Below are 15,932 nucleotides of genomic sequence, written 5' to 3'. Positions count from 1 at the left end.
CGGGGGAAGGCTCCGGGGAAAACGAGGAACATCACTCCCCAGATTCTAGTCCCCAGCCGCCGATTGGCTACCTCGCCACGGTTTCAGGAAGCAGCCGGAGTTTCAACACAGAGACGCGGAGCAGACTGAGGACGGACGAAGCGTGGACGTTGAGTAACGCCGAGTGCGAAAGTCTCTGCCGAACTCATGTGCCCGATGCAATCCCCCATACATCGGGCCCGATTTTCTATCCCCATTCCTCGACGTGTCTGCGGACTCCTCTGTGCCTCTGCGAGAAATCTTCTCGGCCTTGGCTTCTCCGCGTCCTCCGCGTCTCGTATGTTGAATCCATCTACCCCGTGTGGTGTCATGGGACACGCGGCGGGGGCCGCTTCGGAGCGTAGCGACGAAGCGGCCCCCGCCGCGGCCGCCGACAGATCGATCGCGTCTGGGGCCTCAGAGCCCGCCGCGGAGCTGGATCGTCGTCGGCATGGTCGTACCAGCCCGAACAGCCGTTTGAGCCGGAAGCGTTCTCGAAACTCTCCGAGCTCGCATTTACGAGATTGGGAACACGCCATCGACCCCCGCATCCACATCGGCATCGACGTCTCCAAGGCACGACTCGATGTCGCCATGTCCGACTCCTCTTCCCTCCTGGCCGTCGACAACGACCTCAAGGGCTTCCTGAAACTCCTCAAGCAGCTCCCCCCACCCGACCGCTGCCAGGTCGTCATGGAGGCCACCGGCACCTATCACTTCGACGCCTTCCTCTGTCTCAACGATCACGGGTATCACGTCGCCGTCGTGCCCCCCATCCGCGTCCGCGCCTTTGCCACAGGGGCCGGATGGATCGCCAAAACCGACGCCATCGACGCACGCGTCCTCGTTCGTTACTCCAAGGTCGCCGAACTCCAGATCACCGAAAAACCCTCCGATTTCCAGCTCAAACTCCACGCACTCGTCACTCGCCGACGGCAGCTCGTCGACCTCCACGTCCAGGAGTCCAATCACTTCGAAGCCGCTCGCGACAAGGCCGTCAAAGACGACATCGAGCAAACCCGAAACATGCTCAAAATACGCATCACTGCCATCGAAAAACAGATCGACGATCTCTGCGACTCCGACCCCGATGCCAAACGCCGCGTCGAACTCATGACCTCCGTCCCAGGCATCGCCAAACGGACAGCCGCCGTGCTCCTCGGAGAACTCCCCGAACTCGGCGACGCCAACCGCCAGCAGGTCGGAGCACTCGTCGGCGTCGCCCCCTACAACCGCGACAGCGGCAAGTCCTCCAAACTCAGATCCATCCGCGGCGGCAGAGCCTCCGTCCGTTCCGCTCTCTACATGGCGGCACTCACCGCCTCACGCTGCAACCCCGTCATCAGACCGTTCTATCGCAGACTCAAAGACGCCGGTAAGCCAAGCAAGGTCTGCCTCACCGCCTGCATCCGCAAACTCCTGACCATCCTCAACGCGATGATCAAATCCGACACCGCCTGGAACCACGGACTCCAGAATGCGTAAATCTCACAAATCCACCTTGACCAACAACACAGCCGCTCCGCGGTAAATCTCTTCTCAACCTTGATTTACGTAAAGAACTCGGCCGAATCGCGGTAGAACTGCGGATCCAGCGTCTTCAGTTTGCCGGTCGCGTCCGCCAGCGCCACGTCGACGATCGACGTCCCCTGCAGAGCGATCATCCGACCAAACTTCTTCTCCAGCACCAGCCGGCCGGCGCCAACGCCCAGACGGGTGCCGAGCACGCGGTCGAAGGCCGTCGGCGTCCCGCCGCGCTGCAGGTGCCCCAGCACCACGCACCGGGTTTCGATCCCGGTTTTCTTCTCGATGATCTCGGCGACCAGGTTCCCTACGCCCCCCAGGCTGACGTGGCCGAATTCGTCGATCTTGGCGTTCGTGGTCACCAGCCCCTCTTCGGGAGTCACGACTGCTCCTTCGCTGACGACCACGATGCCATACATTTTACCCGCGGCCCGCCGGGCCAGCAGCACGTCGCACATCTGCTTCAGATTGACTTCAACCTCGGGGACGAGAACGTAGTCCGCCGCCGCGGCCATTCCGGTTTCGCACGCAATCCAGCCCGCATGCCGCCCCATCGTCTCGACAACGATGATCCGCCGATGCGACTCCGCAGTCGTCCGCAGCCGGTCGATCGCCTCGATACAGATGTTGATCGCGGTATCGAACCCGAACGTCACGTCGGTGCAGCTCAGATCGTTGTCGATCGTCTTCGGACAGCCGACCGTGTTCAGCTTGTGGTCGGCATACAGCCGGCTGGCCACTCCCAGCGTGTCGTCGCCGCCGATCGCGACCAGTGCGTCGAGCCCCAGCGTCTTGTACGTTTCCAGCAGTTGCTGAACGTCCTCGGCCTTCTTGTACGGATTCGTCCGCGACGAACCGAGAATCGTTCCACCCTTGTGAATGATGTCGTCGGTGTTCGCGATCGTCAGTTCGGTCGTGATCCCCTGGATCGCGCCGCGCCACCCCTGCAGCAGACCCACCACCTGGCCGCCTGCATTGCAAACCGTGCGAACCACGCCGCGAATGACTGGGTTCAGGCCGGGGCAGTCGCCGCCGCCGGTCAGAATGCCGACTTTCATGTCTTGCTCACCAAATGTTGTTCAACGAACGTCGTGTCCATCCGGCCCTCGACGAAGGCCGCCTGGTTCAAGATTTTCTTCAGCAGCGGAATCGAAGTCTTCACGCCTTCCAGCACGAATTCGTCCAGACAACGCTTCAGGCAGGCGATCGCCTCCTCCCGCGTCGGCTTGTAGACGATCAGCTTGCCGATCATGGAATCATAGTACGGCGGAATGAAATATCCCTCGTGGACGTGCGAATCAAACCGCACCCCATGCCCGCCCGGCACTCGCAATTTTGTAATCCGTCCCGGGCAGCCGCGGAAATCATTCTCCGGATCCTCCGCATTGATCCGAACTTCGATCGCCGCTCCGTTGCACGGAATGTTCCGCTGCTTCCAGGGAAGCGGTTCCCCCGCGGCGACCCGGATCTGCTGCTGGATCAGATCGATCCCGGTGACCAGCTCGCTGACCGGGTGCTCGACCTGAATCCGCGCATTCACTTCGATGAAGTAGAAGTTGTGGTCTTTGTCGACGATGAACTCAACCGTTCCCGCGTTGGTATACCCCGCCGACTTCACCAGCCGCACCGCCGACTTGCAGATCTCCTCCCGCACCGCCTGCGGCAGGTTCGGAGCCGGCGATTCCTCGATCAGCTTCTGGTGCCGTCGCTGCGTCGAGCAATCCCGCTCCCACAGGTGCACCACTTCGCCATGCAGGTCGGCGATGATCTGGACTTCGACGTGTCGAGGATTCTCGACGTACTTCTCGATGTAAACGCCGGCGTTATTGAACGCCTTCTCCGCTTCCATCGCCGCCTGCTTGAGCCCGGTCTTCAGCGAAATGTCATTGCGGGCAACCCGCATCCCCTTGCCGCCTCCGCCGGCAGTCGCCTTGATCAGCACCGGATAACCGATCCGGTTGGCGATCTGCAGCGCCTCGGCCTCAGTCGCCACCAGTCCGTCGCTCCCCGGAACCAGCGGCACTTTCGCCGCCTTGGCGATTTCCTTTGCCGTGACCTTGTCCCCCAGCTTGGACATCGCGTCCACGGACGGACCGATGAACTCGATGTTGCAGCTCCGGCAGACCTCGGCAAAGTGCTCGTTCTCAGCCAGGAAGCCGTAGCCCGGATGGATCGCCTGAACGTTGCCGATCTCGGCCGCGCTGATGATGTTCTTGATCAGCAGATAGCTGCCCGCCGCCTGCGCGGGCCCGATGCAGATCGACTCGTCCGCCATGCGGAGATAGTCGGCGCCCCGGTCCGCCTCGCTGAAGACGGCGACCGTTTCGATCCCCATCTCGCGACAGGCGCGGAGGATCCGCAGGGCGATTTCGCCCCGATTGGCGACAAGGATGCGTTGAAACATGGCTGGTGGTTGCTTCGCGCGGGCGGAACGGACGGCTGACCGCTTCTTGGCCATGGGGCTGTCGCCTTACGGCTTGACGCGGAAGAGAGGCTGACCGTACTCGACGGCGTCGCCATTCTTAACAAGGATGGCAGTCACGGTGCCGCTCACTTCAGCGGGAATCTGGTTGAAAACCTTCATGGCCTCAATCAGACAGACAATCGTATCCGGCGAGACCTTCGTCCCCACCTGCAGGAACGCAGGCTCGTCCGGCGAGGGAGACGCATAGAAGGTTCCGACCGTCGGACTCTTGATCTCGACCCCCGCCGGTTCGACCGCCGCCGGGGCCGACGCCGGCGCAACGGGCGCTGGCGCCGCCGCCGGGGCGGCGACCACCGGAGCCGCCGCCTGCGGAACGGCCGTCAGCACCGGTTCGGCGCGACCGCCGCGGCGCAGCCGCCATTGCTCTTCGCCATGCCGGAGGCTCACCTCCGTCAAACCGTGCTTCTCCATCATCTCGACAAGCTGCCGCAGCTTCTCAAGATCGAACGGATCTCGCGATGCAGAATCCTTGGATGACATTCCGAAACCTTCCGAGTATCGGCCCGGCTCGGGCCGAGATCACCGACTGAGTTCGCTGATTGGATGCAGGAAGCTAGGCCAGGGAATCCAGCCCCTTCGGGACGGAAGACAGCACCTCGCACCCGTCGCGGGTGACCAGAATGTCGTCTTCAATCCGGACGCCGCCGATCCCTGGCAGATAGATCCCCGGTTCCACTGTCACCACCATCCCCGGACGAAACACATCTCGGGAGATGGGACTCATCCGTGGCTCTTCGTGAATCTGAAGTCCGATGCCGTGTCCCAGTCCGTGGCCGAAAAACTTGCCGAATCCAGCGTCTTCGATCACCTTCCGGGCGATTGCGTCAACTTCGACAGCAGGCCGACCGGGGCGGATTCCCGCGATCGCTGCCTCCTGCGCATTCAACACAACTCTATACACCTTATCCAGTTTGGGCGGGAGTTTACCGGTGGGTATAACCCTCGTCAAGTCACTGTGATACCCCCGCGGACTCACCGCCCCCCAGTCAAACAGCACGAATCCCGCCTCGGAAAGGTGTACTCCGCTGGGTCGTCCGTGAGGCAGCGCGGACCGGGGCCCGACCCCCACGATCGGCTCGAAGGCCGCCCGCAGCGCACCGAACCGGCGCATCGCATGCTCCAGTTCGTTGGCCGCCTCGCGCTCGGTCATCTCCGGTTTCAGCAAGGCTCGCAGCAGTTGAAATCCCTGCTCCGCCTGCCGGACCGCAATGCGGATTTCCTGGATTTCCTCGGCATCCTTGATCTGCCGAAGATCTTCCACCAGTGAGACTTGCGGCGAGAGCGGCAGTCCCGCGAGCTTCTCGGCGAGATGGTCGCGAACGGCGACGGTCATGGAAGCCGACTCGATGCCGAGGTCTTTCAGCCCCAGTTTCGGCAGTTCCCGAGTGAGAACCTCCCCCATCTGCGTTTTGGAGGTCCGGATATGAACCTCCAGCCCTGGACATTCATCCTGAAGCTGTGTCTCAAAACGACTGTCGCTGAACAGCACCGTCTTCCGCGGCCCGATCAGCAGGTAACTCGAGTCACCTGTAAATCCCGTGAGGTACGTCACATTGATCGGGTTGGTGACCAGCAACGCGTCGAGCTTGGCGGCTCGAACGCCCTGCAACAGCTTCGACCGGCGGGCGGCTGGGCGGTCTACGGGCATCATGCTCCAGTACGGACAGGTCGAGATCGGGCAGCAGGGCTGCTAGTTGGCCGGATGAGTTTCAGGCGTTGCTTCGGGCGCCAGCGGCTGAGCTCCCAGCCACCGCCCCAGTTTACCGAACCGCCCCTGATGCAGCAGGACCAGATACGACGGGACCAGAATCGGCCGCACCACAAAGGTGTCGAGCAGCACGCCAAATGCCAGCGCAAATCCAAGCTGGGACATCCCTTTCAGGCTGCCGGCCATCAGCGAGGCAAACGTCCCGGCCATAATGATCCCGCAGCTCGAAATGATCCGCCCCGTCAGGGACAGGGCATGCACGACTCCCTGCACCGGCCCCAGTCGGCGCTGCTCCTCCTCGATCCGCGTCATCAGGAAGATGTTGTAGTCTTCGCCGACGGCGATCAGGATCGTGAACAGGAACATTGGAACCTTCCAGTCCAGCCCCGCGAATTCGGTCGGATCCATCGCCCAGTAGAACAGGTACGTGGCTCCCAGCGCCACCAGGTAGCTGAACAGCACGCTGACGATCAAGTAGGCGCAGATGGCCGGCTTTCGCAGCAGAACGACAAGAATCAGAAACACGCCGCCGATCACCAGCGAGTCGATCCGGATCTGATCGCCGTCGGTCACAATCTTGAGATCGCGAATGCTGGCCGTCGGGCCGATGATCGACAACGCGGTCTTCCCCTGCAGCTCTTCGGGAAGCAGCGATCGGATCTCGTTTTCCAGACGGGTCAGTTGAGCGATACTGTCCCGCGCAAACGGATCGTTTTCGGCCGTGATGTCGAGCCGCGTCACATGGCCGTCCATTCCTTCGGTCGAACTGACGTAGTGCCTGATCGCCCGGTCCCGCGCCAGCTTCGCTTTGACGCCGGTCCCCCAGCTATCAAGCCCCTTGTCTCCCCCCAGAGGATGCGACGCGCTCCGAATATCGGCGAACTGCAGCTCCCCCTTGCGCGATCGCAGCGCTTCAGTCAGCGTCTCAATCGCCGGCAGCCCCGCCCCCTCTCCGTCGATCTGCGCGAAATCGACCGAGTCGTTCTTCAGCAGCACGGTGATTGTGCCGGTGGCCCCGGCGGCAAAGTGCTCCCTGACCGCCTTCGTCCCGACAACGCACGGCGAATTCGACGGCAGGTCCGACAGCAGCCCGTAGCTGAGATGCGTATAGAAAATTGCTCCGACAATCGCAAACGGAGCCATCGCCGCCATCGTCCCCAGCCAGATCCACCCCGGCCGCTTCAACAACGCTCGTCCGACGACTTCCCAGGTATTCTGCAGCCAGTCCAGTTGCCCGAAGTGAGCAGACAGCGGCGTCGACGGAATCCAGCCGGCATCCCCCGACACCCGTTCCTTCCGCATCTGGGGCCAGAACGCCCAGCGCCCCGTCATGCGGAGCATCGCGGGAGTAAAGGTCATCGATGCCAGCAGCACCACGGCCAATCCGAACGCGATCGCAATCCCCGCCTCGCGAAACTTGCCGAACTGCGCAAACACCATCATCCCGATGCCGCAGATCACCGTCCCGGCGCTGGCGGTGATGGCGTGCCCCACTTTGGCGACGGCATTTGAAACCGCCTCCTCTAGACTCGCCCCCTCGTCCAGTTCTTCCTTGTAGCGCGCGATCAGGAACAGGCAATAGTCGACTCCCGCCCCGTACAGCAAAACCGTGACGTACGACTCCACCCCCTGAAACAGCGTGATCAGCCCCCGCTCCGCCCCCAGAATCAGCAGGCTCATCGTCAATTTGACCGAGACGACCACGGTCACCAGCGGAATCAACGCCAGCAACGGCGCGCGATAAATGATGATCAACAGCACCACCACCAGCACCACCGTCAGGTGCTCGGTCGCCCGCGCGCTGTCCTTCTGCGCGACCAGCATGTCACGACCGACCGTCGCCGTGCCGCTCAGAGAAATATCCAGCCCCGCCGGAATATGCCGCCGGAACTCCAGATCGTCCTGCAGAAGCTGCTCGATCTTACGAACCGTCTCGCCGTTCTTGGCGTCGAGAAACTCGGTCGTCAGCCCCACAATCACCAGCGTCGCTTGATTGTCCGCGCTCTTCAGCAGGTCGCCCAGATTCTTGTCTCGAAACGTGGTGACGCTCGTGATGATCGACGGGGCCGGTCGCTTCTCGCTCCCCTTCTCCGCCGCTGGCTCATCGTCATCGGCTTGCGCCAGCCCTCCTCCTTCTTCGGCGATCCGCAATATGCGCTCGCGAAGTTCGAAGTCGTTGGGCTTGCTCCCGTCGTCAACTCCGTCGTCAACGAAGTCCCAGTCCTTCTCCTGCAGACCGCCCGACTGGCTCGTCCGGCGAACGACGATCACCACGCTGCTGGCCAGCAGATCGTTCGGAAACGCCCTGGAAAACAGCTTCTCGCCGATCAGGCTCGGGCTGTCGGACGGCAGAAATGCGAATTCCCCCGTCTTGACCACGGATTCCAGCGGCGGCGCCTGCCACGCAACCAGAACCAGCACGACCACCCACGCCAGCCAGACCGGCAGCCAGTGGCGCACCAACAACTGGCCGACTCGGGAAAACATCAGGCGGAAAACCTTCCAGGCAGGAACGGTGCCGCTGAAACAGCCCCGCCCGGCTTAAGGAGTATCGTGCAACAGGAATTCGGTTTGGAAACCGCTAACGTACTGCTGTTGCCGGAAAGCGTCAAACGACCTCGCAGATGTCCACGGCGCTTCCCAAGCTGTGGTCAAGTAGACTTGGGGGTAAGTCTGCAGGAGTCTCGTTTGTCCGCAAGGAGGTTTTTCGGTACACGCCGACCCTCGACAGGACTTGCGTCAGGGTTTGACGCAAGCCGCTGATCTGCGAGGGCGCTGCGGAAGACACTACGTCTTATCGGCCATTCTGACGACCGTGGTTTGCGCCATCCTTCAGAACCACTGCGACTCTTCGGCCATCAGCGGATTTCTGCACGAACAGCCAGTTGATTTCTGGCATTGACTAGGGTTCCGTCGGACTCGGCTGACCGCCAGCGGTCGGTGGAAGGCCCGGATCAAGATCGACGTCGATACATTAGCCCGCATTATTCATCAATCAGTTCATCGTTTCGACGTCGGCTCGCTCGGAGAGCAAGTGGCCGCTGCGACGAACCGGGTGATGAATAATGCGGGTTAGTAACGTCAAAGTCACATCCAAAATCTCATCGGGCGGACACTCCCAGATCTCGCGATGCGGACATTTGTACCTCGCGATCTGGGCGATTCCCAATGCGCGACAGGCTACGGCAAGGCACGAACGGCAGACTTACTCTGCATGCGACGTTCGACGCGATCATCACCCGCACCTGCTATCTGGGCGAAACCGAAGTCACCATCGCTCAGTTCCGCAAATCCGCTGAGGCAACCGGATACGTCGCCGACGCCGAACGCTTCGGCGGCGATCTCTGCATACCCAAAGGAACCCGTCGCAAGGACAAAGATCTCAACTGGCGTTCGCACGGATTACGGTCGTCCCGCAGCTTCTTCACGATCTACTCAGGGCTGTGACGATTGCCATCTCGCTTCGCCGTCGATTCGTCTCCTTGCCGATTTCCTCGGCTCGAAGGCTCTCCTTTCTTCTGGTGCATTTCCACCAAGGCAGACCAAACGCGTGACCGAGGTTTGGCCATTGCTCTCAGATGAGAGCGATTATCATCCCCGGTTCGACGAATCGCACTGTCAAAGACATCCAGCGCAATGCCTTGCGTGTTGGGCCTGGTCGGCGGCAGCGGTTCTGCTTGCGTTTCGAAGTCCGCATGAGAGTCGGAAAACCGCAAATTGCGACCTGATGACCACAGTGGAGGCAGGCGTTGTGACGTCGCCTCGCGGGTCTCCTCTGCAAGCAATACGTGTCGCATCACGACTACCAGCTCTCCCTGATGCCGGCGAGACCGAATCGCCGGATGCTGGTCCTCAACCTCGGCTTCGGGACCGATTCGGAAGCCTTTCAGTCGGAGGCAGCCGAGTGGCCTGGCAGCACATTGCGGTCACTTACGATCCCGCCGGAACGGTCCGCTTCTATCGCAACGGCGAAGCTTTCGGCGGCCGCACGTCGGCCGCGCGACGGGCGATCCCGCCTGGACCGCTGACCTGCGGGAACGTCGCTCGTCGTCAACGGGCTGTTGCTGCTTCAATGGAGTCGCGCCTGAATGGCGCGGATGACGTCGTACAGCTCTTGAGGCGGCGTCGGGCCGGTGAAGAGCTTCAATGGGGCCGCGCCTGAATGGCGCGGATGACACCTTCGGCCAATACCTCGGCGCAAACATCCGATCCGCGCTTCAATGGGGCCGCGCCTGAATGGCGCGGATGACCTGACCGCCATGCCGCACGACCGCCCCGCCACCCTCGGACGCTTCAATGGGGCCGCGCCTGAATGGCGCGGATGACCTCGCCGCCTTCGGCTGCCAGCCGTCGGGATCGTACGAGCTTCAATGGGGCCGCGCCTGAATGGCGCGGATGACATGCGATCGCCGCGGCCCTGGCGTTGCGTGACGCCTGGCTTCAATGGGGCCGCGCCTGAATGGCGCGGATGACAAGTCATGGCGGAAATGGATGCCGATCTCGCCCGCCGGCTTCAATGGGGCCGCGCCTGAATGGCGCGGATGACTTGCCAGAGACACAGGGACAACCGGGACAAGTTGAGCAGCTTCAATGGGGCCGCGCCTGAATGGCGCGGATGACACGTCTCGATACCGGCGATGGAGTCCATCGCCTCCCGCTTCAATGGGGCCGCGCCTGAATGGCGCGGATGACCTGAATGAACGTCGCCGGGAGAGTGTTGTCCGCGTCGAGGCTTCAATGGGGCCGCGCCTGAATGGCGCGGATGACATCAATCGCGTCCGCGAGATCTTCGACCAGCTCGAAAAGCTTCAATGGGGCCGCGCCTGAATGGCGCGGATGACCACGCTGCAGGAGCCGCTCGCGCTGCTCAGCCGTCGCGCTTCAATGGGGCCGCGCCTGAATGGCGCGGATGACGTCCGGACCTGACGGCGGGACGCCGCCGGCAGGCGTGGCTTCAATGGGGCCGCGCCTGAATGGCGCGGATGACCGGCCGGATCGGCGACCATCGCATCGAACACGGCGTTGCTTCAATGGGGCCGCGCCTGAATGGCGCGGATGACGATTGTTGCGTTCGCGAAGCGGGCGTGGGATGAGCGCGCTTCAATGGGGCCGCGCCTGAATGGCGCGGATGACCAGGTCCGAATTACTGGGACAACACCGGGAACTGGGCTGCTTCAATGGGGCCGCGCCTGAATGGCGCGGATGACACGCAATGGTAGCTGCTGAATGACCCGCGAAACCCCGGAGCTTCAATGGGGCCGCGCCTGAATGGCGCGGATGACCAGGACGGCGATCATCTTCGCCACGTCCTGCGGCTCGCTTCAATGGGGCCGCGCCTGAATGGCGCGGATGACATTTCTGACCACGTGCCCGGCAGCAGCAGTCTCGACGCTTCAATGGGGCCGCGCCTGAATGGCGCGGATGACTGATTGCCGGCCAGTCCGCACCCATCGACCACTTCAGCTTCAATGGGGCCGCGCCTGAATGGCGCGGATGACTCCTGCTTATCGCTGGATGTTTGTTGAATTTGACCTCGCTTCAATGGGGCCGCGCCTGAATGGCGCGGATGACAGTCGCGGAACCTGCTGTGGTCCGCCAGCGACAGGACCGCTTCAATGGGGCCGCGCCTGAATGGCGCGGATGACAAGCTCGGGAGGAAACTGTTCGGTCCGGGCTGGGTGCAGCTTCAATGGGGCCGCGCCTGAATGGCGCGGATGACTTTCGTAGCATTCGACAAACCGCGAGGCGACGTACTCGCTTCAATGGGGCCGCGCCTGAATGGCGCGGATGACCGCGGGGCGGCTAAGGCCGACCCGCGAATGGGCGAGGGCTTCAATGGGGCCGCGCCTGAATGGCGCGGATGACCAATTGGAGTCAGTCGTCCGTGTTCGTCCATTTCGACGCTTCAATGGGGCCGCGCCTGAATGGCGCGGATGACCGCTGAAACCGCTTGCGTGTCGCCGTCGATGCAGAAGCTTCAATGGGGCCGCGCCTGAATGGCGCGGATGACGTCGGACCATACCAGACGGTTTCGCAAGGCTTTCATTGCTTCAATGGGGCCGCGCCTGAATGGCGCGGATGACTCGGCGGGTGGTACATCGCTCCTGCCGGCATAGCGGCTTCAATGGGGCCGCGCCTGAATGGCGCGGATGACCAGTGGCTGGAGGGTCAGCTTGTGGCCGTCCCCGGCATGCTTCAATGGGGCCGCGCCTGAATGGCGCGGATGACGACGTAAGCGATCGACACGATCGCCTGGACGGGCGGCCGGCTTCAATGGGGCCGCGCCTGAATGGCGCGGATGACAGGTCACGTTGGGCGGAGACCGCGCGATTGCCTGCAGGCTTCAATGGGGCCGCGCCTGAATGGCGCGGATGACTGCGGATCGGCGTCTGCTGCCTGGAGGGTGAAGGCTACGCTTCAATGGGGCCGCGCCTGAATGGCGCGGATGACCCCGAAAAGAAGCATGGATGGCAGTCGGCGGATTCAAGCTTCAATGGGGCCGCGCCTGAATGGCGCGGATGACCCAGCGCCGCCGGTTCCCCCGGTTCCCCCGTCACCACGCTTCAATGGGGCCGCGCCTGAATGGCGCGGATGACCCGTCGCCCGCTGATCGATCACGCTGGGATCAAAGGGCTTCAATGGGGCCGCGCCTGAATGGCGCGGATGACTGAACGCAGAGCCTGCCCATGTGGCGGCATTCGTCTCGGCTTCAATGGGGCCGCGCCTGAATGGCGCGGATGACTTCCCTTGCGTGAGTGAGTCAGACACACTCAAACATAGCTTCAATGGGGCCGCGCCTGAATGGCGCGGATGACGTACGATGGCACGGAGGTCAACACGGACGCTGCGTCGGCGCTTCAATGGGGCCGCGCCTGAATGGCGCGGATGACAAGCTGGCACGTTGTCACCTCCCGTTAGTACCACTTGCTTCAATGGGGCCGCGCCTGAATGGCGCGGATGACGTGTCCCTGTCGCGATTGAACGGCCCGTCGTCATCCTCGCTTCAATGGGGCCGCGCCTGAATGGCGCGGATGACACGGCCGTCATTCCGATTACGAATCTTTCCACGGTCGCTTCAATGGGGCCGCGCCTGAATGGCGCGGATGACCTGCTCCTGCATCGGGCCTACCAGGGATCCAGCAAGCTTCAATGGGGCCGCGCCTGAATGGCGCGGATGACTCCGCTGAGCAGGGCCGTGAACCGCTGAGCGTTAATGAGGCTTCAATGGGGCCGCGCCTGAATGGCGCGGATGACAATGACGAACTGCCTGGTCGACACTGGGACGTCGACTCGGCTTCAATGGGGCCGCGCCTGAATGGCGCGGATGACATGTGGATCACGGTCGTGATGAGCGCGACGGAGTGGGAGCTTCAATGGGGCCGCGCCTGAATGGCGCGGATGACGAGCTACCGAACCGACGGTGCAACTGGTAGCGTGTTCGCTTCAATGGGGCCGCGCCTGAATGGCGCGGATGACACGGTTCCGACGAGTATAAGGCGTTCCTTGCTGGCATGCTTCAATGGGGCCGCGCCTGAATGGCGCGGATGACTTGTGGACGAGCACAAGAAATTCATCGACGGGATCGTCGCTTCAATGGGGCCGCGCCTGAATGGCGCGGATGACTCCCATTTCTTGTTCGGGTTCGTCCGGCGGATCACCCGCTTCAATGGGGCCGCGCCTGAATGGCGCGGATGACAATATGCCGAGCGTCAGAGAGTAGCAATCGAACCAGTGGCTTCAATGGGGCCGCGCCTGAATGGCGCGGATGACAATCTTCCGCCGGCTGCGGGACAAGGCCGGCCTGCCGGCTTCAATGGGGCCGCGCCTGAATGGCGCGGATGACGAGACCAGACAGACAGGCCGGCGACTTGGATTGTCGAGCTTCAATGGGGCCGCGCCTGAATGGCGCGGATGACACGACAGGGCTGATTTGGGATAACGGAAAGGACTTTGCTTCAATGGGGCCGCGCCTGAATGGCGCGGATGACAGCACATTTGGAGCCCCGGATACTGGCCTGATGCGTTGCTTCAATGGGGCCGCGCCTGAATGGCGCGGATGACTCCACAATTCCCGTTCATTCAGCAGCATCGCCTGCGGCTTCAATGGGGCCGCGCCTGAATGGCGCGGATGACACCACGGAGCCTGCTCGCGAGTGTCGATGAGGACTTCGCTTCAATGGGGCCGCGCCTGAATGGCGCGGATGACCAGTCGGGCTAGTGCCAGTCGTAATCTTCCCAGACACGCTTCAATGGGGCCGCGCCTGAATGGCGCGGATGACTCGGCGAGGCGATGGCAATCGTCGCGGACCCCGCCGCTTCAATGGGGCCGCGCCTGAATGGCGCGGATGACTTGCCGATGAGCTGCATGATTGATCCATGCGAGGCCGGGCTTCAATGGGGCCGCGCCTGAATGGCGCGGATGACTCGGACTGTCTCCATGAAGCCAAAGGGCGGGCAGCCGCTTCAATGGGGCCGCGCCTGAATGGCGCGGATGACTTCGTCGCGGTACGTTTCGACGGTTCCCATGACCGTCGCTTCAATGGGGCCGCGCCTGAATGGCGCGGATGACGCGTGTCTATATCGCCGCCTGCGGTTTTTCGTCGCGCGCGCTTCAATGGGGCCGCGCCTGAATGGCGCGGATGACAGGCTAATGAGCGGTTTCTGCAGGCGATTGACCAGCAGCTTCAATGGGGCCGCGCCTGAATGGCGCGGATGACTCGTTCACCATACCTTTCGACACGTTTCTGAAACCGTGCTTCAATGGGGCCGCGCCTGAATGGCGCGGATGACCCGTCGAAGGCGAGCAGTGGCCGGAAGGCGGCGAGGCTTCAATGGGGCCGCGCCTGAATGGCGCGGATGACCTGGTGGCCGGTGTTCTGTGCGAGCATGGCGGACATCTTGCTTCAATGGGGCCGCGCCTGAATGGCGCGGATGACTTCCGCCCCGGCCGTTCCTTCCGACCGGACCGCTGCCGGCTTCAATGGGGCCGCGCCTGAATGGCGCGGATGACTCGTGGCGGATTACCATATCGGCGGGTGGCTGCACGCTTCAATGGGGCCGCGCCTGAATGGCGCGGATGACGATTGGTAGTAAGTTGCGAGCGGGTAATGCGGCTTTGCTTCAATGGGGCCGCGCCTGAATGGCGCGGATGACTCGTTCGGAACTCCGTGGCGGGCCAGTTCCGGCATGTGCTTCAATGGGGCCGCGCCTGAATGGCGCGGATGACTCCGGTCGGATCGCGTCTTCCGTGATCGCGTCGCCCTGCTTCAATGGGGCCGCGCCTGAATGGCGCGGATGACAAGCAGATCATTGCAGAGCGACTGGGGATTGCGCGGCTTCAATGGGGCCGCGCCTGAATGGCGCGGATGACCGGTCGGTTTCGACGCAGTACGCTGGTGGCGTCCAGACGCTTCAATGGGGCCGCGCCTGAATGGCGCGGATGACTGGCTCCGCTGAACGTCAGGGTTGCGGCCTGCGGGCTGCTTCAATGGGGCCGCGCCTGAATGGCGCGGATGACTGAATGCCAAGAACCGTTTCGCCAGGACAACATCGTCGCTTCAATGGGGCCGCGCCTGAATGGCGCGGATGACGGTTTGGCGACGTGCTGGACAGATTCGAATTGATCTTGGCTTCAATGGGGCCGCGCCTGAATGGCGCGGATGACCATCCTAGACGCATCTGACGGCCTCACACGCAATACCTGCTTCAATGGGGCCGCGCCTGAATGGCGCGGATGACCCGACAGTGAGAGCATGCCGCGTATCATCAATCGCCTTGCTTCAATGGGGCCGCGCCTGAATGGCGCGGATGACACGGTCGCCAGTTGCCTCTGGTAGCAAATATTTGATGGGCTTCAATGGGGCCGCGCCTGAATGGCGCGGATGACTTCTCGACGGTGTTGGCGGCGTGGTTCCCCTGCCAGAGCTTCAATGGGGCCGCGCCTGAATGGCGCGGATGACATGTATGCCCAGCCGGGCGGAATGCGGTCTGCCGCTGCTTCAATGGGGCCGCGCCTGAATGGCGCGGATGACAAGTACATGGAGGACAAAGCGAAGGCGTTGCAGGACGCTTCAATGGGGCCGCGCCTGAATGGCGCGGATGACGCCCAGTTCTTCCCGCTTCACGAATTCACCGACCTGTTGCTTCAATGGGGCCGCGCCTGAATGGCGCGGATGACGACGCGATGGCTGCCGCACT

Annotated in this window: 7 protein-coding genes, 1 pseudogene and 1 CRISPR repeat array (1 of these 9 only partly in view); of the genes and pseudogenes, 3 read left to right on the top strand and 5 right to left on the bottom strand. The window is 62.6% G+C overall.

Translation table 11 applies throughout. The features are described from left to right. Positions 1 to 186 precede the first annotated feature (186 nt). Entirely contained in the window at positions 187 to 1,503 is a 1,317-nt protein-coding gene (locus SH412_RS04925) for an IS110 family RNA-guided transposase (RefSeq protein ID WP_336522399.1), read from the top strand. Positions 1,504 to 1,568: 65 nt separating this feature from the next. On the opposite strand, the gene SH412_RS04920 is transcribed toward SH412_RS04925, so the two are convergent. The 5 genes from SH412_RS04920 to SH412_RS04900 all read right to left on the bottom strand — a co-directional run bounded on the left by SH412_RS04920 (position 1,569) and on the right by SH412_RS04900 (position 8,222). Next, on the bottom strand, positions 1,569 to 2,600 hold the full coding sequence (locus tag SH412_RS04920) for a 6-phosphofructokinase (protein WP_336522398.1): 1,032 nt from the start codon (positions 2,598 to 2,600) through the stop codon (positions 1,569 to 1,571). Then, positions 2,597 to 3,946 (bottom strand): acetyl-CoA carboxylase biotin carboxylase subunit, encoded by a 1,350-nt coding sequence (accC, locus tag SH412_RS04915; protein ID WP_336522397.1) that lies wholly within the window; start codon positions 3,944 to 3,946, stop codon positions 2,597 to 2,599. Before accC ends, SH412_RS04920 begins: the two co-directional genes overlap by 4 nt. A gap of 66 nt (positions 3,947 to 4,012) precedes the next feature. Continuing rightward, entirely contained in the window at positions 4,013 to 4,507 is a 495-nt protein-coding gene (accB, locus tag SH412_RS04910) for an acetyl-CoA carboxylase biotin carboxyl carrier protein (RefSeq protein WP_336522396.1), read from the bottom strand. Positions 4,508 to 4,580: 73 nt separating this feature from the next. Next, positions 4,581 to 5,675 (bottom strand): M24 family metallopeptidase, encoded by a 1,095-nt coding sequence (locus SH412_RS04905; protein WP_336522395.1) that lies wholly within the window; start codon positions 5,673 to 5,675, stop codon positions 4,581 to 4,583. A gap of 42 nt (positions 5,676 to 5,717) precedes the next feature. Next, complete coding sequence (locus SH412_RS04900) at positions 5,718 to 8,222, bottom strand: MMPL family transporter (protein ID WP_336522394.1); 2,505 nt, start codon at positions 8,220 to 8,222, stop codon at positions 5,718 to 5,720. A 681-nt stretch (positions 8,223 to 8,903) separates the two neighbouring features. Here SH412_RS04900 and SH412_RS04895 point away from each other — a divergent pair. After that, entirely contained in the window at positions 8,904 to 9,182 is a 279-nt protein-coding gene (locus SH412_RS04895) for a hypothetical protein (protein ID WP_336522393.1), read from the top strand. A gap of 280 nt (positions 9,183 to 9,462) precedes the next feature. After that, a pseudogene (locus SH412_RS28535) lies at positions 9,463 to 9,789 on the top strand (LamG-like jellyroll fold domain-containing protein); the annotation flags it as partial. Between the two features lie 12 nt (positions 9,790 to 9,801). Next, a CRISPR array of direct repeats spans positions 9,802 to 15,932; the repeat unit is 36 nt; unit sequence GCTTCAATGGGGCCGCGCCTGAATGGCGCGGATGAC (it continues 3,054 nt past the right edge of the window).

This window comes from Planctellipticum variicoloris, from assembly GCF_030622045.1.
Taxonomy (GTDB): domain Bacteria; phylum Planctomycetota; class Planctomycetia; order Planctomycetales; family Planctomycetaceae; genus Planctellipticum; species Planctellipticum variicoloris.
This window is presented reverse-complemented; position numbering and strand designations above follow the sequence as displayed.

Bases quoted from the DNA above. Each gene is read 5' to 3' on its own strand.
- SH412_RS04925 (WP_336522399.1), top strand. From the start codon at position 187: ATGTGCCCGATGCAATCCCCCATACATCGGGCCCGATTTTCTATCCCC.
- SH412_RS04920 (WP_336522398.1), bottom strand. From the start codon at position 2,600: ATGAAAGTCGGCATTCTGACCGGCGGCGGCGACTGCCCCGGCCTGAAC.
- accC (WP_336522397.1), bottom strand. From the start codon at position 3,946: ATGTTTCAACGCATCCTTGTCGCCAATCGGGGCGAAATCGCCCTGCGG.
- accB (WP_336522396.1), bottom strand. From the start codon at position 4,507: ATGTCATCCAAGGATTCTGCATCGCGAGATCCGTTCGATCTTGAGAAG.
- SH412_RS04905 (WP_336522395.1), bottom strand. From the start codon at position 5,675: ATGCCCGTAGACCGCCCAGCCGCCCGCCGGTCGAAGCTGTTGCAGGGC.
- SH412_RS04900 (WP_336522394.1), bottom strand. From the start codon at position 8,222: ATGTTTTCCCGAGTCGGCCAGTTGTTGGTGCGCCACTGGCTGCCGGTC.
- SH412_RS04895 (WP_336522393.1), top strand. From the start codon at position 8,904: ATGCGCGACAGGCTACGGCAAGGCACGAACGGCAGACTTACTCTGCAT.